Origin of the sequence: uncultured Clostridium sp. (assembly GCF_900547735.1) — a bacterium.
Taxonomy (GTDB): Bacteria; Bacillota; Clostridia; order Lachnospirales; family Lachnospiraceae; genus Otoolea.
Genome location: NZ_URHZ01000039.1, coordinates 12,704 through 31,245 on the forward strand (window position 1 = coordinate 12,704; position 18,542 = coordinate 31,245).

General features: G+C 46.8%; 15 protein-coding genes. 9 read left to right on the plus strand and 6 right to left on the minus strand.

What is annotated here, in order from left to right; translation table 11 throughout:
• Positions 1 to 51 precede the first annotated feature (51 nt).
• From QZT18_RS13300 to QZT18_RS13310, 3 genes are all read left to right on the plus strand, one after another.
• Complete coding sequence (locus QZT18_RS13300) at positions 52 to 540, plus strand: sigma-70 family RNA polymerase sigma factor (RefSeq protein WP_294148484.1); 489 nt, start codon at positions 52 to 54, stop codon at positions 538 to 540.
• Entirely contained in the window at positions 537 to 1,574 is a 1,038-nt protein-coding gene (locus QZT18_RS13305) for an RsiV family protein (protein ID WP_294148485.1), read from the plus strand. The genes QZT18_RS13300 and QZT18_RS13305 overlap by 4 nt, the downstream gene beginning before the upstream one ends.
• 289 nt (positions 1,575 to 1,863) lie before the next feature.
• A complete protein-coding gene (locus QZT18_RS13310) occupies positions 1,864 to 2,202 on the plus strand; it encodes a hypothetical protein (RefSeq protein ID WP_294148486.1) in 339 nt (112 codons plus the stop codon).
• A gap of 68 nt (positions 2,203 to 2,270) precedes the next feature.
• On the opposite strand, the gene QZT18_RS13315 is transcribed toward QZT18_RS13310, so the two are convergent.
• Positions 2,271 to 3,299 (minus strand): 3-deoxy-7-phosphoheptulonate synthase, encoded by a 1,029-nt coding sequence (locus tag QZT18_RS13315; protein WP_294148487.1) that lies wholly within the window; start codon positions 3,297 to 3,299, stop codon positions 2,271 to 2,273.
• Between the two features lie 226 nt (positions 3,300 to 3,525).
• Between QZT18_RS13315 and QZT18_RS13320 the strand changes: the two genes are divergently transcribed.
• The 4 genes from QZT18_RS13320 to QZT18_RS13335 all read left to right on the plus strand — a co-directional run bounded on the left by QZT18_RS13320 (position 3,526) and on the right by QZT18_RS13335 (position 8,700).
• Positions 3,526 to 4,176: a DUF4358 domain-containing protein gene (locus tag QZT18_RS13320; RefSeq protein ID WP_294148488.1), complete on the plus strand. Its 651-nt coding sequence runs from the start codon at positions 3,526 to 3,528 to the stop codon at positions 4,174 to 4,176.
• A 30-nt stretch (positions 4,177 to 4,206) separates the two neighbouring features.
• Positions 4,207 to 5,613, plus strand: coding sequence for an MBOAT family protein (locus QZT18_RS13325; RefSeq protein ID WP_294148489.1), 1,407 nt, complete (start codon positions 4,207 to 4,209; stop codon positions 5,611 to 5,613).
• Between the two features lie 94 nt (positions 5,614 to 5,707).
• A complete protein-coding gene (locus tag QZT18_RS13330) occupies positions 5,708 to 6,871 on the plus strand; it encodes a DHHW family protein (RefSeq protein WP_294148490.1) in 1,164 nt (387 codons plus the stop codon).
• Positions 6,872 to 7,338: 467 nt separating this feature from the next.
• Positions 7,339 to 8,700 (plus strand): MATE family efflux transporter, encoded by a 1,362-nt coding sequence (locus QZT18_RS13335; protein ID WP_294148491.1) that lies wholly within the window; start codon positions 7,339 to 7,341, stop codon positions 8,698 to 8,700.
• Between the two features lie 126 nt (positions 8,701 to 8,826).
• Here the strand turns inward: QZT18_RS13335 and QZT18_RS13340 are convergent, their stop codons facing one another.
• Positions 8,827 to 9,744 (minus strand): DUF4397 domain-containing protein, encoded by a 918-nt coding sequence (locus QZT18_RS13340; RefSeq protein ID WP_294148492.1) that lies wholly within the window; start codon positions 9,742 to 9,744, stop codon positions 8,827 to 8,829.
• Positions 9,745 to 9,993: 249 nt separating this feature from the next.
• On the opposite strand from QZT18_RS13340, the gene QZT18_RS13345 reads away from it, so the two are divergent.
• The gene (locus tag QZT18_RS13345) at positions 9,994 to 11,670 is read left to right on the plus strand and encodes a Na/Pi cotransporter family protein (RefSeq protein WP_294148493.1); all 1,677 of its coding nucleotides are present in this window, start codon (positions 9,994 to 9,996) and stop codon (positions 11,668 to 11,670) included.
• Between the two features lie 260 nt (positions 11,671 to 11,930).
• Here QZT18_RS13345 and QZT18_RS13350 read toward each other — a convergent pair whose 3' ends face one another.
• Together QZT18_RS13350 and QZT18_RS13355 are read right to left on the minus strand one after the other, a co-directional pair.
• Complete coding sequence (locus QZT18_RS13350) at positions 11,931 to 12,962, minus strand: TAXI family TRAP transporter solute-binding subunit (RefSeq protein WP_294148494.1); 1,032 nt, start codon at positions 12,960 to 12,962, stop codon at positions 11,931 to 11,933.
• A 247-nt stretch (positions 12,963 to 13,209) separates the two neighbouring features.
• Positions 13,210 to 14,457 carry a sodium/glutamate symporter gene (locus QZT18_RS13355; protein WP_294148495.1) on the minus strand — a complete coding sequence of 416 codons (1,248 nt, stop codon included), beginning with the start codon at positions 14,455 to 14,457 and terminating at the stop codon, positions 13,210 to 13,212.
• A 540-nt stretch (positions 14,458 to 14,997) separates the two neighbouring features.
• Between QZT18_RS13355 and QZT18_RS13360 the strand changes: the two genes are divergently transcribed.
• Positions 14,998 to 15,654: a hypothetical protein gene (locus QZT18_RS13360; protein WP_294148496.1), complete on the plus strand. Its 657-nt coding sequence runs from the start codon at positions 14,998 to 15,000 to the stop codon at positions 15,652 to 15,654.
• Positions 15,655 to 16,205: 551 nt separating this feature from the next.
• Here QZT18_RS13360 and QZT18_RS13365 read toward each other — a convergent pair.
• On the minus strand, positions 16,206 to 17,066 hold the full coding sequence (locus tag QZT18_RS13365) for a CAP domain-containing protein (RefSeq protein WP_294148497.1): 861 nt from the start codon (positions 17,064 to 17,066) through the stop codon (positions 16,206 to 16,208).
• Between the two features lie 129 nt (positions 17,067 to 17,195).
• Entirely contained in the window at positions 17,196 to 18,341 is a 1,146-nt protein-coding gene (locus QZT18_RS13370; RefSeq protein ID WP_294148498.1) for an MFS transporter, read from the minus strand.
• Between the last annotated feature and the right edge of the window lie 201 nt (positions 18,342 to 18,542).

The window sequence follows — 18,542 nt, forward strand, 5'->3', positions numbered from 1 at the left end:
AACTTTTCTGCAGTTTTGGCCGTCTAACGGTCAAGAAAGGAGAATAGAGAAGTGAGAAAAGAGACAATGCGGGATAAACTTGAAGAAGTAATTCTGGCTTCCTACGAATCCATGTACCGCATGGCATTTGTATATATGAAAAATGAAGCGGATGCACTGGATGTGGTACAGGACAGCGTAGTTAAAGCTATCAAAAATTCCGGACAGCTTAATGAAGAATCATACATGAAAACGTGGCTGTTCAGGATCGTAATCAATACGGCTATCGATGAGCTTGAGAAGAGGAAAAAAGTACTTCCCTTGTTCTCGGAAAACGAAGACGCAAAAGAAGATAAATACTGTGATTTTGATACGATAAATTCTCTGGCACAACTGGAGCAGACAGAAAAAACAATTATTTTACTCCGATACTGTGAGGAGTGGAAGTTAGAGGAGATAGCCGCGTATATGGAGCTCAACCTGAACACCGTTAAGAGCATCCTGTACAGGAGCCTGAAGAAATTGAAAACAGAGTTGATGAAAGGAGAGGCAGTTTCATGAAAAAAACGGGGAAAAACCAAAGAGAAATCACGGAAAATGAAAACCAGGAACTGGAATCCCTGATGGCGGATCCACAATTAAATAACAGAATGGAGCAGATGGAACGCGAATATAAAGAAATCAAAGTCCCAACGGAACTGAAAGGCAGAGTGCTCCAGGCAATGCAGGAAGGAAAAGACGCCCTGGGCGCGGAACAGGAGAAGGAGACAGAGCGAGTGACAGAAAAGAAAGAAGTTTCAAAACAGGTTCAGGATAACGGGAAACAGGGCAGAAAGAAAACCGCCTCCCATTATTTCCTCAGAACCGCACAGACTGCGGCCGCAGCCCTTCTGGTGGTTACGGTTCTGGCAAATACCAGCGCCGAAACGGCATATGCAATGAGCCGTATCCCGGTGCTCGGCGCCATCACAAAAGTAGTTACATTCCGTACCTATGAGCAGCAGAATGAGAATTCGGAAGCCAAGGTTGAGGTCCCGAAGATTGAGGCCGGTGAAGGCTCCGGTATTACCGGTGCTGCCGAGCAGGTAAATAAGTCGGTGGAAGACTACACCAACCAGATCATCGCCCAGTTTGAAGAAGATGTAAAGAGGGACGGAGAAGAGGCCCACATAGGACTTTATACCGAATATAAGGTGCTGGCGGACAACAACCGGTTCTTCACCCTGAAAATCCAGACCGACGAGGTTATGGCCAGCGGATACCAGAGCGCAATCATATACAATATAGACAAGAAAACAGACACAATACTGGAACTGAAAGATATGTTCCCGGCGGGGACGGACTACGTAACCCTGCTGTCCGACGCGGCTAAGAAGGTAATGCAAAAGAACATGCAGGAAGATGAAAACAAATCCTACTTCCTGGACGACGGTATGGGCAGTGATTTTGAAAAAATCAACGAGAACCAGACTTTCTATATCAACGATGCGGGACGCATGGTGCTTGTTTTTAACGAATACGACGTGGCTCCCGGTTATATGGGACTTGTAGAAATTGAACTTCCCGATTCGGTATTTCACGCGGACGGCTTATAAACAAATGGGAAATAAAGAAGAATAATCAGAACAGGAAGAAAGAAAGTCTGCCGCGCAGAAACGGCTGGCTTTCTTTTCTATCATAGGAGATTCTTTCTAAATAAGTTCTTCCTGAATAAGATAAAATCCCACCGGATAGGGCGGAATTTTAAGAATATCGGCGGATATCTGTCAATAAATATTCATATTCTCATGTTTTTAATATGGTATAATAAAACAAATAAAAAATAACCCAGACGTTAAACTACATCTGCGGGATTACAGAACAGGAACCAGGGAGGTTTTTAACATGAGAGAGGCCGTAATCAGCATAATTACTTTTTCCGTATTTTACTTTTCCAACTTTGTCATTTTATCGGGACTGGGAGCTTTGATGAAACCGGAAGGAGATTCGTTTATTAATTCCTACCTAAATCCTGTTTACAGCGGCATGGCAGCCCTGGCAGCCATTATTATCGTTTGTACCTGCATTATTGTGAAGAAATTGGATGAGGTGCTGAAAGAACTCAAAAATGAGAATAAGACAGATGAGATTAAAACAGATGAGATTAAAACAGATGGAATTAAAACAGTTGGGAGTAAGACAGATAAGATTAAAACAGACGAAAAACAGATTAATAAGCCCTGACGGTGCAGTACCGGCAGGGCCTTGTAAATTCTACAGTTTCAGTTTTAAATAGCTACTGGTTTAGCCTCTTACAGGCTGTCGGCCATCTCATAAAGAAGACGCTCGGAATCATCCCAGCCCAGACATGGATCAGTGATGGATTTGCCGTAGCAGTGCTCGCCGACCTTCTGGCAGCCCGGTTCGATGTAGCTCTCAATCATGACGCCTTTGACGAAATTGCGGATATCATCCGAATGGCGGCGGCTGTGGAGCACCTCTTTTACAATACGGATCTGCTCCTGATAGAGCTTATTGGAGTTGGAGTGGTTGGCATCCACAATGCAGGCCGGGTACTGTAAATCGCGTTCCATGTAAAGCTCAAGAAGCAGTTTTAAGTCCTCATAATGATAGTTCGGCTGGCACTGGCCGTGTTTGTTGACGGAGCCTCTGAGGATGGTATGAGTCAGAGGATTGCCCTGTGTCATGACTTCCCAGCTTCGGTAGATAAATTCATGGCCGTGCTGTGCGGCGTGAACCGCGTTGAGCATGACGGACAGTCCGCCGCTGGTTGGGTTCTTCATGCCGACAGGTACGTCGATGCCGCTGGATACGAGGCGGTGCTGCTGGTTTTCAACAGAACGGGCGCCGACGGCTATGTAGGACATTACATCATTTAAATAAGTAAGGTTTTCCGGGTAGAGCATCTCATCCGCCGTTGAGAATCCCGTTTCCCTGATAACGCGCATATGAAGCTTCCTGATGGCCAGCAGGCCCTCAAAAAGATCCGGTTTCTTCTCCGGGTTCGGCTGATGGAGCAGACCCTTGTAACCGTCGCCGGTGGTTCTCGGCTTGTTGGTGTAAATACGGGGAACCAGTATCAGTTTGTCTCCTACTTTATCCTGTACCTTGGCAAGGCGGTTTACGTAATCACATACGGAATCCTCCCTGTCGGCCGAGCAGGGACCGATAATAACTAGAAATTTATCGCTCTTCCCTGTAAAAACATCACGGATCTCCGCGTCCTTTACAGCCTTGACTGCGGCCAGTTCGGGCGCCAGCGGAAACTGTTCCTTAATCTCATCCGGTGTCGGCAGTTTGCTGACATATTCAAATCCCATGGGTATCGTCCTCCTGTAAATCGTAAACTATTCGTAACTAAAATTCAATTGATATTTCTATGTGCGTCCATTATAATATAGAAATTCCGATTCGGCAATAGCCCGGAGGCCATTAACAGGCCCGGAATGCATAAAAATGCTGTAGTCCGGCCAGGATAGCCCTCAGGGCGTGTTATCCTACATAGAGTGGGCGGCAGCATAAAAAACTAGACAAGGGAGACTTATTATGAAAAAAAGAACGATGATTTTTGCAGCGGCGGCGCTGGCGGCAGGCCTTACAGCCTGTGCACCGAAAACGGAGGCAACAGCACCGGAAACTACGATAGAGGAAACGCAGGAAACTGCACAGGAGACTGTTACGGCGGAGAGCGAAGAGAATGATGAGACGGCAGGAGAAACCGGGACAGAGGCAAACGCAGAGATTTCAGATGAACTTCTGGGCAAAGTCTATGCGGCGGTAAAAGAAGCATACGGCGAAAAGTACGTACCCAGTATGATGTTTGACGAGACAATGATGGAAGGCACTTTCGGCATCACGAAGGACCAGTATGATTCCTACGTGGCGGAAGGCCCGATGATTTCCGCACATGTGGAGATGTTTGTCGGCGTTAAAGCCAAAGAAGGAAAGGCAGCCGATGTGGCAAAGGCGCTTGAGGACTACAGGAAGAGCCAGCTTGACGGAGCGCTTCAGTATCCGATGAATATGCCTAAGATCGAAGCGTCTGAAGTAGTTACACACGGCGACTATGTATTCTTCATTATGCTTGGTTCACCTGAAATGGAAGCGGAAGAGCAGGGCGAGGAAGCGGCGCTTGAGTCTGCAAAGGAGAATAACCGTATCGCGGTTGACACGATTGCCGGATTTTTTGAATCATAGACAGTAAAATAAATGTAAGGAGAGCTGGAAATGGTATTTTCAAGTCTTTTGTTTCTGTTCCGTTTCCTTCCTGTGGCGCTGCTTGCCTACTATGCAGCGCCCCGCAGGTACAGGAACGGGATACTGTTTGTAGCAAGCCTGATTTTTTATGGATGGGGGGAGCCGGTTTATATTCTGCTCCTCCTTTTTTCCACGGTTGTTGACTTTATTCACGGGAAACTTGTTTACCGGTTAAAAGGCGAGGGGAATACTAGAGGCGCGAAGCTTGCCGTAGCATCCTCGGTACTGATTAATCTTTCGCTTCTCTGTATCTTCAAATATACGGATTTTCTGATTGGCGCATGGAACGCCGCGACGGGGGCGGGAGTACCGCTTCTTAACCTGGCGCTTCCCATCGGCATTTCTTTTTACACGTTCCAGACCATGTCCTACACGATAGACGTATACAGGGGAAAGGCCGGAGTCCAGACGAGTATTGTGGCCTTCGGCGCCTATGTGGCGATGTTTCCGCAGTTAATTGCCGGCCCGATCGTGCGCTACAGCACAATCGCCAAGGAACTGACGGAGAGGAAGGAGACGCTTGCCTGCTTTCCGGAGGGCATTGTCCTGTTTGCCGCGGGACTGGGGAAGAAAGTACTGTTTGCAAACCAGCTTGGGCAGATTTGGGATGAGATTATTCATATTGCTCCCGATGAGAGAAGCGTCCTGATGGCGTGGATTGGCGTCTTTGCATTCGGAATGCAGATTTACTTTGATTTTTCCGGTTACTCCGATATGGCCATGGGGCTGGGCCGGATGTTCGGGTTCCATTTTCCGGAGAATTTCCACTATCCGTATGAATCGAAGAGCATTACGGAGTTCTGGCGCCGCTGGCATATTTCGCTGGGAACCTGGTTTAAGGAGTACGTCTATTTTCCGCTCGGCGGAAGCCGGTGCGGCCGGGCGCTTCAGTTTCGGAATATCCTGATTGTCTGGCTGCTCACGGGAATCTGGCATGGAGCCGGGTGGAACTTTCTGCTGTGGGGGCTTTATTTTGCCGTTCTTTTGTTGGCGGAGAAATTTTTCCTGCACAGCCTGCTGGAAAAATGCCCGTCCTTTATCAGGTGGTTTTACGCGATGTTTGCCGTCTACATGGGCTGGGTGCTCTTTGCCTTCGATGATATGGGGCAGGGGATTTTATACTTCAGGCAGCTTTTTGGAGCGGCCGGAATAAGCGCGGTCAATACGAGGACCTTTTATCTCTTTTTTACAAACCTGCTTCTGATGGCTGCTGCGGCAGTCGGAGCCACCTCCCTGCCCGCGTCCTTCTGCAGGGAACATGTGCAGGAGAAAACGCTTTTTATCCTGGAGCCGCTCTTTGTCTGCACCGTGCTTCTGCTGTCGACGGCTTACCTGGTGAACGCAGGATATAACCCGTTTCTGTATTTCAGATTTTAGAAACAGCGGAAAGCAGAACAGTAAAAAGCAGAACAGTAAAAAGAATATCAGTAACATCGGTAAAGAGGACACAGACGGGAGGCGGTGAGGCGTTTTGAAAAGAAAAGTAATTACAACAGCGGCATTTTTAATTCCGCTCACATGTTTGTCGGTTCTGAGCGCGGCGCTGCCCGCAAAAACCTTTTCGGAGGAGGAGAACCGGTATCTGGCGGGAAAACCGTCATTTACGCCCGAATCTTTTATGGACGGAAGTTTTGGAAAAAAATATGAGACATGGCTGTCCGACCAGTTTCCGTTCAGGGGAACTTTTGTGGCGGCTAAAACCAACGCGGACCGGCTGATTCTAAGGGAAGACGTGAACGGAGTTTATTTTGGAAAAGATCACTATTATATAGAAAAAACGGATACCGAGGATTTAATGACGGAGCAGCTGTCACAGAATCTGGATTATCTGGCAGCTGCTGCGGCCGGGTTTACCGCCATGGCCGGGAAAGAGCATGTGAAAATCATGCTGGTTCCATCCGCATCCCAGGTTCTGACCGGGAAACTTCCGCCCTTTGCGGCTCCCGCCGATCAGGCCGCGGTGACAAAGCTGGCCCGGGAAAAGATCAGGGAAACGACGGGAGTGGATGACATTCTCCTGGATGTTGAAGGAACACTCAAAAAAGCAGCGGACGAACCGGTTTATTACAGAACGGATCATCACTGGACGACACTCGGCGCCTATTATGCCTACCGGCTGTACGGGCAGGCAGCCGGGTTTAAACCGTGGGAGCCGGAAGATTTTGTGGAAACGGTGGTGTCCTCTGGTTTCCTGGGGACCATCCAGTCAAAACTGGGCATTCATCTGGTTCCGGACGAGATTGCACTGTTCCTCCCGGCAGCCCCTGTGAAATATAAAGTATTCTATGACGGACTTCCGGAGGCGCATGATTCGCTTTATAATGAAAAGGCGCTGGAGAAAAAAGATCAGTATTCCGTTTTTCTGGACGGAAACCACGGATGGACAAAAATTGTAAATGAAAAAGCAGGGGAGGAGGCAAAGGGAAAAAAGCTTTTGATTATAAAAGATTCCTATGCCCACTCATTTGCTCCCTTTGTCATCAATCATTTTGAGGAAGTTCATATGATAGATCTCAGATATTTTAATATGAAACCGTCTGATTTTGCGAAGAGTCAGGCAATTACCGACATTCTTGTGCTTTATCAGATACCAGGATTTGCAAAAGACGGGAATCTCTTCAAGATAGTGCGCTAAAACTTGACGGATCGCCATTTTCATACTAAAATAGACTATATCAAAAAAAAATAATTTTTTTTGGTATACGTGCAATAAAATGCGCATGTGGTGCATTAACTTATTGAACGGATGAAAATCATTTCTGTTCGGGAGACCAAAACGGATGAAGAACAAACCAAATATCAAGTTACTCGAAATTCCTTGATGCATTACACTCCGTTACGATTCCGCGAAGGCAGTACCCTACAGAAAATCATTTCAGCAGCAGGTTGACGACAACCAGGGCCTGCAGCTGAGTAAAAAAGAACCGGACTGAAAATTTCAGTACCGGTCTTTTTTATATCATACGAAGTGCCCATATAAAAACCTCTTGACTTTCCCACTAAAACACGGTATAAACGAGTGGCGCCCATAGAGTGCGGAATTTGGAAAGCACACTTTGCGGAGTTTTTATTGCCAATCAATGAGGGAGAATTAAGAGAAGTATGAAGATAGAAAATGACCTTGGAAAAGACGACATAAAGAAACTTGTAATCAGAATTGCGATTCCGTCCATGCTGGCCCAGTTTGTAAATGTGCTTTACAGCGTGGTGGACAGAATGTATATAGGAAATATTGCGGGGATTGGAGAGGTTGCGCTCGCCGGAGTGGGCATCTGCGGACCGATCGTGACGATGATATCGGCGTTTGCCTCCCTGGTAGGAATCGGCGGTTCGCCGCTTATGAGTATCAGAATGGGCGAGGGCAATGAGAAAGAGGCAAAAAAGATACTGGCCAACAGTTTTCTGATGCTGGCCGTTATCTCGGTCATCACAACGGCAGCGGCGCTGCTTTTGAAAAACAGGCTGCTGATGTGGTTTGGCGCGAGTGAAACGATTTTTCCCTATGCCAACGAATACATAACGATTTACCTGATGGGAACCATCTTTGCCCTGATGGCGGTGGGAATGAACCAGTTTATCATTTGTCAGGGATTTGCCAAAGTGGGAATGAAATCGGTGACTCTGGGAGCCGTTATCAATATTATCCTGGATCCTATTTTTATTTTTGGACTTCACATGGGGGTTGCGGGAGCCGCCCTGGCAACGGTTCTGTCGCAGATGGCATCCTGTATTTTTGTGCTTTTGTTCCTGTTTGGGAAGAAGGTGCCGATTCGGATTGGTTTTGGCGGCTACGAATGGAGAATTATCAGAAAGATTACCGTGCTGGGAATGACGCCGTTTTTGATTATTGCTTTTGACAATGTGCTGATTATTGCCCTTAATGCGGCCCTGCAGCATTACGGTGGGGCGGAAGGAGACAAACTCTTAACCTGCGCTACAATTGTCCAGAGTTTTATGCTGATGGTGACGATGCCCCTCGGAGGCATCACAGGCGGCACGGAGCCGATCCTCGGATATAATTTCGGAGCAAGACGTTCCGACAGGGTGTTAAGCGCGCAGAAATACATTGTAAGCCTGGCACTTGTTTTTACAACGGTTATGTTTGTGGTTTCACAGACTCTGCCCTATTATTTTGCCAGGATTTTTACACAGAACGAAGAATACATTTCCCTGACCGTGTGGGCTATCCGAATCTATACGCTGGGAATCATCCCTCTGGCTCTGCAGTATACGGTGGTCGACGGCTTTACAGGAATGGGAGTCGCCTCCGTGGCCATCTTCCTGTCCATGTTCCGAAAGGTGCTGTATCTGGGCGGAGTGTTCGGACTTCCCATCCTTTTCGGAGTAACCTCCATCTTCTATACGGAGATGATTTCCGATTTCGGAGGAACGGTGGTGAGCGTTGCCGTCTATCTGCTTGTGATACGAAAGGTTTTGAAAAGGCGCGAGGAAGGCACATTTTAATAATAAGATAAATGAGACAGAAGCATTACCGGTTATAGTCTGCGGCGGCGCCCTGAGAGGGGTCCCCGCAGACTATATTTAGGTTACTTCTGTTTTGTCTTAAAGGAATGATACGGTTTGCCGTTTTCAGCGCATATCTTCCACAAGGAGGATTTGGATTGTGTCCGGAGACGGGTTCCAGTTCAGGACATATAAGGTGTATACCCTGTTTGGATTGAGGTTGATGAAGGTAGAGAGCAGGTTTACTGCCGGACGTGCGGATCTTGCCACGGAGACAGGATAACTTCCCGGGCGGAGCCTGCTGAAGCTTCCGGCTGTGCCTGGGCGGGTGTTGGTAAAGCTCATTAATCCGTTAGACAGTATTACGTTGACGGCGCCGCTTGCATAAGCCAGGTTGCAGACACGGAAGCAGGAGTTGCTGAAGCTGGCGCTGCATCCGCCGTCCGTAATAGTGGTCAGGTTCATTCTGTTATTGGAGCTTACAATTGCGATCGTAGAATTATTGCCGATGAAAACATTCTGCTGCAGGAAGACAAATCCGTTGGCAGCCATAACCGTTACCCTGTGGAATCCTCTGGAATACCTTCTGTAGCGGCTGACTTCCGCAAAGTCCATGCCGGTCAGGATAACCCGGTTGTCAACTTCCACCGTGAGGCCGGAGAATTCCGGGGAAGCGTTGATAAATCTGGCGTTGACGTTCTGTGTCGGGAACGGGAAGCAGTTCGGGCAGGGGATGACGGGACCGGGGCCGATTGGGAACCAGTTCGGATTGACGGAGAAATCGGGATCGATGACGTCGTAATCAGGCATAACGGAGAAATCAGGATCAATTACGTCGTAATCAGGCATAACGGAAAAATCAGGATCGATGACATCGTCCTCCGGCATTACGGAAAAGTCGGGATCAATCATGCGGTTATCCTGCATAGCGGAAAGTCCGGAGTCAAAGTTTCCGTTATCAGCCGGGGTGGCAATACCGGAAACATTAGAGTCATTCATTTCAAAAATATCTGAGTCCGGCGATAGATTCATTTCATGTAACATACCATACCTCGTTTTATAAGTGTTTATATTAAAAGTGTATTCATATAACGATAAAATGAGCATGGACGGCCAAAAACAAAAAGTGACAAAATGCAATAAAATTCAGTCTGTTTTACCTGTAAATTACATAAATTTTACATATTTTACAAAAAGCTTGAAATAGCTATTTTCCCTGTGATATGATAGAAAAGATCGGCTTTTACCCGGCAGTGCTCCTGCCAAAAAAGCGGACACAGGAGGAGAATTTTTATGTCGATAAATGACGTAAGCAATCTGTTTACATTTGCCGGAGGCCTTGGCATGTTCCTATATGGTATGCGCATTATGGGTGACGGCATGCAGAAGACGGCCGGAAGCAAGATGAACCACTTTCTCGGCATGGTAACAAATAACAGGCTTTTGGGGGTAGTCCTGGGAGCATTAATAACGGCAATTCTTCACAGCAGTGCGGCGACGACGGTTATGGTGGTCGGTTTCGTCAATGCTGGAATTCTGAATCTGACACAGGCGGTGGGTGTTATCATGGGTGCCAATATCGGTACGACAATCACGGCCTGGATGGTATCTTTAAATCAGTTAGGAGACGCGTTTACCGTACTTCAGCCGGCCTTTTTCGCGCCGCTGTGCATCGGCATCGGTACGTTCCTGATCGTATTTTCCAAAAAGCAGAGGAATAACCTGATCGGTGAGATCGTAATAGGCGTCGGCCTTCTCTTTGTGGGCCTCGAATTTATGAGCGGTGCGATCAACCCCTATACGGATGCCCCGATCTTTGCAAAGGCATTTGCCGTTATGGGACGGAACCCGATTCTCGGCATTTTAACAGGAGCCCTGGTGACCGCGCTTCTGCAAAGCTCCACGGCTTCCGTCGGAATTCTTCAGACACTGGCGATGAACGGCGTCGTGACGACGGGGGCGGCCATTTATATCACCCTCGGACAGAATATCGGAACGTGTCTTACGGCCATGCTTTCCAGTGCCGGAGCCAACAGGACGGCCAAGAGGGCTGCGGCCATCCATCTGACGTTTAATACGCTGGGAGCCGTTATTTTCGGTATCGGAATGTATGCGCTGTCCCTGCTTCGGCCGATGATGGCCGGTTCGGGGATTAGTTCCGTCCAGATTTCGATGTTCCATACTATTTTCAATGTGACGAATACCCTTCTTTTATATCCGTTTGCCAACCAGCTCGTGAAGATTTCGGGACTGCTTGTAAAGGACGGGGAGCCGGAAGAGGAGAGCAAGGAAGACAGCCGCGAGATCGAGACGGCGTTCCGCCATCTGGATCAACGTATTTTCGAATCGCCTGTCTTTGCCATTGAGGTGGCTCAGATGGAGACCGTACATATGGGGCAGATAGCCCTCAATAATATCCGTCTTGCCACAAGCGCCATTTTGAACAGGGATAAGGAGAAGACAAAAGAAGTTTACAGGAATGAGAAGGATATCGACAGGATGGAAGAGCTTCTGACGGGATATCTTATCAAAGTCAACAACCTGTCCCTGACCGAACACCAGAAGCTCCTGGTCAACAACCTCTTTTACAGCATCAGCGATATTGAAAGAGTTGGCGACCACTGTGAGAACCTGGCGGAGCAGGCCGATTACATGGAAGAACATAAGGTGGCCTTCTCAGAGACGGGAAGCGCGGATTTGAGCGCGATCAGCGAGAAGGTGGTAAAATCCTTCACCCACGCCATTGCGGCCAGACAAACGGGCGATATGGACGATGTGAGGAAGGTGAGCCAGTATGAGGATGATGTGGATATGCTGGAAGAAGAATTGAGGGATAAACATATTGAACGTCTTTCAAGCGGCCAGTGCGATCCGTCCTCCGGTGTCGTTTTCCTGGATATTATCAGTAATCTGGAGAGAATATCAGACCATGCTTATAATCTGGCGGGATATGTGAAAGATGAGATGTAAGAAGATTTATATGGGAAGATGAGTGCAGGAGCTTTACAATAAAGAAATTTTATAATAAAAAAATTATAATAAAGGAATTTTATAATAGAAGATTTTATAAATAAGAAACCTTATAACAGGAAACGGCCGGTGGAAATACAAAAGTATTTACCACCGGCCGTTTCCTATTATTGAGCGGCAATGAAAAGTTCGTGAAGCGTAATTTTTGTTGTTTAAGACGCAAACTGCTCAAGGAGTGTGCTATCGTTATGTAATAAAAGTTATTCTTCTTCCAGATAGTTCTTTTCCATATAGTACCGTTCAGAACCCTTATGCAGCGGTATTGCCAGATCGTTGCAGATAAACCCTTTCTGCGTCAGTGAGGCAAGGGAATCGTGGCTGGCGGCCAGCTGTGGGATAGATTCATCCAGAATTTTTGTAATCTGGTAGACGAGATCATCATCCATTCTCTCATCGACGCAAAGGAGGCATTTAATACCGAAAGATTCAACGTCTTCGTCCTGGCCCGGATACGTTCCGGCCGGGATCACCATTTTATAATAGAAGGAATTCTTTGATAGAATCGTCTTCAGTTCTTCGGGCGTGTACTTCAGTAGACGGCAGGGGATGGTATCTGCAAGTTCGGTCAGACCGGTGATGGGAATCCCCGCGAAACCGTGTACCGCATCGAGTCCTCCGTCCTCTACGGCAACGGAGCCGGAGCCAAGTCCGGAGTTGACAAGCGTGGTATTTTTGGAAGTCAGGCCTGCCGCGTCAATAGCAATGCGAGCCGAGAGATCCGTTGTGGACCCCTGGGGACCAATCGCCGCGCTCTTGCCTGCCAGATCGTGGACGTAAATAAGTCCTGCCGATTCCGGCGCCATCCAGTTGGAAACACTGACATAAATGGCTCCAATAGTGCGGAGGCTTTCAACAGGCCTGTTCTCAAATTCATGTGTTCCGGTATATGCGGCCAGCGCAACATCCCCGCTCACAAGCCCCATATCAATCTGACCGTCCTCAATCCATTCCACATTGGTAAAGGAACCGTTGGAGGCGCTGATATTAATCTTGATATTGGAATCATGCTCACTGATCACCTGGGCAATGGCGTTTCCGACCGGGAACATGGTACCGCCGCTGTCCGCTGTTCCAATCGTCAAAACCTGAAGTCCGCTTTTCACCTCCTGAGATGTTTCAGAATCGGCGGTGAACGGGGAAATGTCGGAGCTGGCGGAGGAACAACTACATAAAGCGGCGGAAAAACCCAGAAGGGCGGTAAAGACTAAAAATTTTGAAAATAAATTTTTCATTTATATATCACCTGTTTGTATTTTATGGTTCAACACGGTTGTCTGATGCAGAAGATGAAGAAAAAAATAAGCGAAATCTTTACATCCGTCTATACTATAACACAGGTGGGGGAATTCGTCCAATGAAACAACGAAAAGCACGCTTCGCGCACTTTTCATTGCCACTCAACGATAAACAGCCCGGCTGTTTTGGGGGGCCGGACTGTCTATGTAAAATTACTATATTAAGTTAGCGATGAACGTGCTTTTATTTTACAAAGCTTCCAAATACGGAAAGGAAGATTGGATTGTAAATATCGTCGATGATAACGGCGAAGGAAGGGTAAAGAACCCATGCTATATTATGCCATCCATACTCATCCATAACAGCTTTCTCATTTGCAACGGCGTTAGGGCCGGAACCGCATCCCCATCCGCAGTTACCTGCAGCCATTACAGCAGCGCCGTAGTCGCGGCCGAACATGTTGTAAGATACGAAGATTGCAAATACTGCCATTAAAACTGCCTGGCAAAGAAGGATGATACCCATCTGGCCGGCTACCGGAGCCAGTTTCGTGATATCGGTTGTCATGAGCACCAGGGCCAGATAAAGTTCCAGGAACATATGCTCAATGGCGTCGACTTCAGGAACATAGAATTTGATATTGCATGTTTCCATAACATTACGTGCGATTGCGCCTGCGAACAGACAGCCGATGAATTTAGGCATTTCAATCATTGGGATGTTGTCAAGGATGCAGTAAATCGGCATACCGAGAGCAGCGATAAGCAGTGTCATGGCAAACATGGAAATCATTCTGCTGTTGTCAAGTGTTGCAACAGTGCCGGTTTTTGCTGATTCCGGTTTGTCGTTCGGGTCGGATTTAAGACCGTGACGGGAAATCAGGAATGCAGCTACAGGGCCGCCAATCAGGGAACCCATGATATTACCCATGGTACCGGCAGCAACACCGATTGTGGTGGCATCCGCTGCGCCCCAGCTTTCAAAGATAGGACCAAATGCGGAAGCCGTACCAACGCCGCCCGACATTGCGGAAGAAGAACACTGCAGAGCCAGAAGCGGATGGAGGCCAATCATGTTGCCTACGAATACGCCCAGAAGATCCTGAAGAGTAATCAGGACACAGGCTGCGATGGCAATCATGGCACAGAGCTTGCCGCCTGCATGGCGGAGCATCTTTAAGCTGAAGCCGAAACCTACGCAGAGGAAGAACAGGTTCTGACATAAGTCTTTCATAATGGCTGCATCGAAGGAAAGGCCGATGATGCCGGAGCCTTTGATGATGGCGACAACAATTGAGAAAATGATACCGGACACAACCGGTGCCGGAATTGCGTATTTACGCAGTAATTTTGAGTGGTTTACAATCGCACGGCCAAGAAAGATTACAATGGCGGCGAAGCCCAGTGTGGTGAGATACTCGAACTTGAAATTTGCAACAGCCCCATCTGCTGCCGGTGTGTAAGTGCCGAAATAGCCCATAATAGTTTCCATAGAAACAATACCCTCCATTTCTTTTAATAAAGTTTATATTTTTTTTATAAATTTAGTGTAAAAGATTCATTAATCGAAGTCAATTTATGTAATTAAGTAAAGAGTTTAGTAACTATAGTAAGTGAATAAGGGGGAATTGATGAGAAATTCGGACAGGCAGTGGGAGATTGGGGTGGTGAGAGGGAGGTTGTGAGTCTTCAGTCCCGGGGGGAGGTTGTCGCGGGTGGGAATCCGGGAAGGTTATGGCCCGGGACTGAAGACGCGAAGGTTTCCGCCATCCAGGTGCCCGGTCTGCAGCCGTTAAGTGGTTCCTGTTCACACCGCATTGCGCTGTAAACAATAACACGCTTCGCGATGCACAGAAATGGCAAGAACGCCATTTCTCGACGCAGAACTCGGGACTTTCACGAAAGACACGTGAAAACACCTCGCGGAATATATCGTGAGTGAACAGTAACGTTAAGTGTGCTTGTTTCTCAAATATAAATATGCATTTCTATACTTCCGGCCTGCAGTATTGTATAATAGAATAAACAAGAATTGACCGGGCAGAGCAAGGGAAACTTCTTTACCGTCAGGCCAAGAAGATGGACTATACAACAATTAGGATTTTTCAAGCTGAAGTCAAGGAAGTTTGCGTTCATTGGGCTTAATGAAAGAACTATTTTGAAAGGGTGGAAAATGATGACAGAAAGTTCAGATAAAACAAAAGTTAAAAGAGAAGAAAGACGCATTTTCAGATATACCCTTGCTGACGCATGGAAAGATATTATCTCGCAAGTTGAGGTACTAGACGGGATTGAAGATAAAAATATAAGATGCTTATATTTTGACAGACCACGCAGCCTGACCCATGAGGGCAATACCAAGGTTGATTCTTTCTTTACTACAATCAGTCAGAAAGATATTAATGCAATAAAGAATGCAATGCATAGTCACATAGACATTTTTCAATATAAAGAAATTGAGTTTCCAACGGTGCTTGATGGGGTTATCAACACATTTGAATTTACACTGGACGAAAATTTTGCAAACGCAATTACCGCATATAATATTTGGGCATTTAGAGGAAATGTTGATGTTGGAATCATTGGAATTCCGCCATATAAAGGAGGCGCTGTTTTACAGTTATTTGATGAAATTTCAAAAATACTGTTAGATAATGGAGTAGATCCAAAATACCTTAGGACTGATTGAGAGAAGATAGATTTGAAGTAAACAATTCAAGTCTGTTGCGCCGAATAATTTGAAGTGGTATGTGGCAGTTTTTATGTGGAAAGGAACACGAAATAGAAGAGGCAAGGCTGGTTTCTCTAAAATATGTATTTGATATGGATAACTCAGTTGGTATGTTAGCAGATATGCCCTGCGGTTACTATGCAATAAGAAAAACCAGGGAGGATAACCGGATGGTTGGAAAGCGTTAAATCTCAGTTTCACAAAATTCTGAATGGAGAAGAAAATCAAATTCGGAGGAATTGTATGACGATACCTATAATGATCCCTGGAAGGACATTAAAGAAATCGATCTTGATTTAAACGGCGGTTTAATTATTCGTAATAAGGACACCAGATAGCTTGAGTTATCTGGTGTCCTGCATTTTTATACACAATTTGAATTAAAAAATTATAGAAACTAAGTCTGTCTTCTGTTTGAAGGACATGCTTTTAAGGCACGTTCTTGCAGACTGAGATCGACTGTGGAGTGGAGCGGTGAACGGGGCCGCTTTTTTTATCGGGTTCCTGTCTTAATAAATAAAAAGCTGTGTCCAGTAATCTGTTCCGCTGGCGTCTTTGTAATGTCCTACGCCGATAGAGGTGTAGTCTTTATTAAGGATATTTGCTCTGTGTCCTGAACTGTTCATCCAGCCCTGCATTACTGCCTCCGGTGAATTCTGGCCATAGGCGATGTTTTCGCCGGTTCCTCTGTAGCTGACTCCGGCCTGGCTCAGAGCGGTGCTGAAACTGCTGCCGTCCGGTCTGGTATGGGAAAATGTTTTTTTGATTTCCTGGGCGCGGAGCTGGGCTGCTTCCGCCACGCGTGTATCGACAGTCAGAGGACTTAAACCGGCTTTTGCACGCTCTGCATTTACCAGGGCGACAACTGCATTGCCGTATGCATCCTGTCCTTCTTCCTGTTCCGGTTTATCGGGAGTCTCATCGTCCGGAACCTCCGGTGTCACACCTGGATTTTCAGGCTGATCCGGAATCATATCTCCGGGCTGATCCGGGAGCATATCCCCGGGCTGATCCGGAATCATATCTCCGGGCTGGTCCGGGAGCATGTCACCAGGCTGGTCCGGCAGTTCCGGTCCCGGCAGCTCCGGCGTCGGGAAAATAAAATCAGGAGGAGTTATTTCCGGCAGAACCGGCCTTGTACCCCAGTTACCATTCTGATTCCAGTTTCCGCCCTGGTTCCAGTTACCGTTCTGTCCCCAATTTCCGCTGCCCGGAAGGCAATCCTTTCCTCCTATTCCAATTACATAAGCGCTTCCGCCTGAAAAAGGAATCTGATAGGTAGATACCGCAGCCAGGGATGTCATTGGCATTGCAGCCGTTGCAAACATAACCGCAGCAGCAGATAAAGTGTTAACTAATATTCGTCTCATGGTTTTCCTCCTTAGTTGTTACGTAATTATTGCATATTTGTTACAAAACTATATTAACACATAATAACTGGAAAACCATTAGGGAAAAACTGGAATTACCACGGAATCAGCGCCCGGGCAATAAAAAAATTATTTCATGTTCCAATTTCGATACCAGGCAATAAACATCATTAACCCGGCCATACATAGGAAAGCCCCAAAAAGGAAGGCGCCGCTCAGGCTGGAATCGGCTAAGGTTCCAAATACAAGATTCGTGCCCGCACCGGCTGTGTCGGTAATCATAGCGTTAATGCTCAGGGCCGTAGCACGGTTTTCTGTATGAACCTGCCTGTTTTGGAGTTCCATCTGGAAAGGCTGAAACAGACTGTTTGAGATACGCAGAATCAAAACACATCCAATGGAAAACCATGCCTTTTCTGTAAAAGCCAGCGCCGAACAGGAGAGCACTGCCATGGAATAGAGTAGAATTCCGGCATGTTTTGTCCCAAAACGCCGGGAAAAACACGATGAAGCGGCGCCGACCAGCCCTGTCAGCGTAACTGCAATATAGACATATCCGATTTGCTGCACAGACAGTCCGCACTTCATATATTGAAGCTGAATAAGAAATACCGTGATTGTCTGGTGAGTTTCCGTCAGGAAAGCCGCAGCAGCCAGAAAGAGCAGCAGATGCCGGTCTTTCAGTGTATGGCTCAATATTTTTCCGAACCCGTCCATACAAAACGCATGAGTTTCTTCCTTTTTTACTTCCACCAGCCATAATGAGGCCAACGCCGCAAGACCATAGCTTACAACGGTAAGGAATCCTGCCAGTCTGTAGTTGTTCCCTGCAAAAACGGAAAAAACGGCAGCGGCGCCCAATAACCCGGCCGTCTGCAGGCTGTTATAAACACCAAAAACCTTCTGGCTGTTTTTTCCTTCACATGAAAGATAAAGAATACTGGCGTCAACACCAGAGAGTCCCGCAATGACAACACTGAGCATAATGCGTTCCGCCAGAAACCACAAAAACCTATCTGCCCGCCAGAACACAATCTTTGATAAAAAATAGAGAAAACAGCAGAATACCATTGTACGCTTATACCCAATTTTATCGGCAAGGATTCCCCATGGAATCTCGCATAGAAGACATAAAACCAGAGAAATACTTTCGATAAGAGAGATTTGGAAAATGGTAACACCCTGCGACTGGCGGTAAAGAGCCGCAATAGGACCGTAAAAGATCATGCCGTGCAAAAGTGCGATGACATACATAAGACAAATATTTTTTTTCATAAAGTCATTTCCTTTCCGATTTTAAACACAACAACGAAAAGCACGCTTCGCGAACTTTTCATTGCCACTCAACAAAAAGCGCTGATAAAACCAGCGCTATAATCCTATGCCGTTCTATTTAAATCGGATTTCCGGAAATGATTCTGAACTTCATTTTTCTTCCCCCTGAAACCGGGATACCAAACGCATCGGGCTCGGTAT

Excerpts from the sequence above, each read along its gene's own strand:
- QZT18_RS13355 (WP_294148495.1), bottom strand. The coding sequence starts at position 14,457 with ATGGAAACTATTATGGGCTATTTCGGCACTTACACACCGGCAGCAGAT.
- QZT18_RS13365 (WP_294148497.1), bottom strand. The coding sequence starts at position 17,066 with ATGAGACGAATATTAGTTAACACTTTATCTGCTGCTGCGGTTATGTTT.
- QZT18_RS13310 (WP_294148486.1), top strand. The coding sequence starts at position 1,864 with ATGAGAGAGGCCGTAATCAGCATAATTACTTTTTCCGTATTTTACTTT.
- QZT18_RS13345 (WP_294148493.1), top strand. The coding sequence starts at position 9,994 with ATGTCGATAAATGACGTAAGCAATCTGTTTACATTTGCCGGAGGCCTT.
- QZT18_RS13305 (WP_294148485.1), top strand. The coding sequence starts at position 537 with ATGAAAAAAACGGGGAAAAACCAAAGAGAAATCACGGAAAATGAAAAC.
- QZT18_RS13325 (WP_294148489.1), top strand. The coding sequence starts at position 4,207 with ATGGTATTTTCAAGTCTTTTGTTTCTGTTCCGTTTCCTTCCTGTGGCG.
- QZT18_RS13350 (WP_294148494.1), bottom strand. The coding sequence starts at position 12,962 with ATGAAAAATTTATTTTCAAAATTTTTAGTCTTTACCGCCCTTCTGGGT.
- QZT18_RS13315 (WP_294148487.1), bottom strand. The coding sequence starts at position 3,299 with ATGGGATTTGAATATGTCAGCAAACTGCCGACACCGGATGAGATTAAG.
- QZT18_RS13340 (WP_294148492.1), bottom strand. The coding sequence starts at position 9,744 with ATGTTACATGAAATGAATCTATCGCCGGACTCAGATATTTTTGAAATG.
- QZT18_RS13335 (WP_294148491.1), top strand. The coding sequence starts at position 7,339 with ATGAAGATAGAAAATGACCTTGGAAAAGACGACATAAAGAAACTTGTA.
- QZT18_RS13320 (WP_294148488.1), top strand. The coding sequence starts at position 3,526 with ATGAAAAAAAGAACGATGATTTTTGCAGCGGCGGCGCTGGCGGCAGGC.
- QZT18_RS13370 (WP_294148498.1), bottom strand. The coding sequence starts at position 18,341 with ATGAAAAAAAATATTTGTCTTATGTATGTCATCGCACTTTTGCACGGC.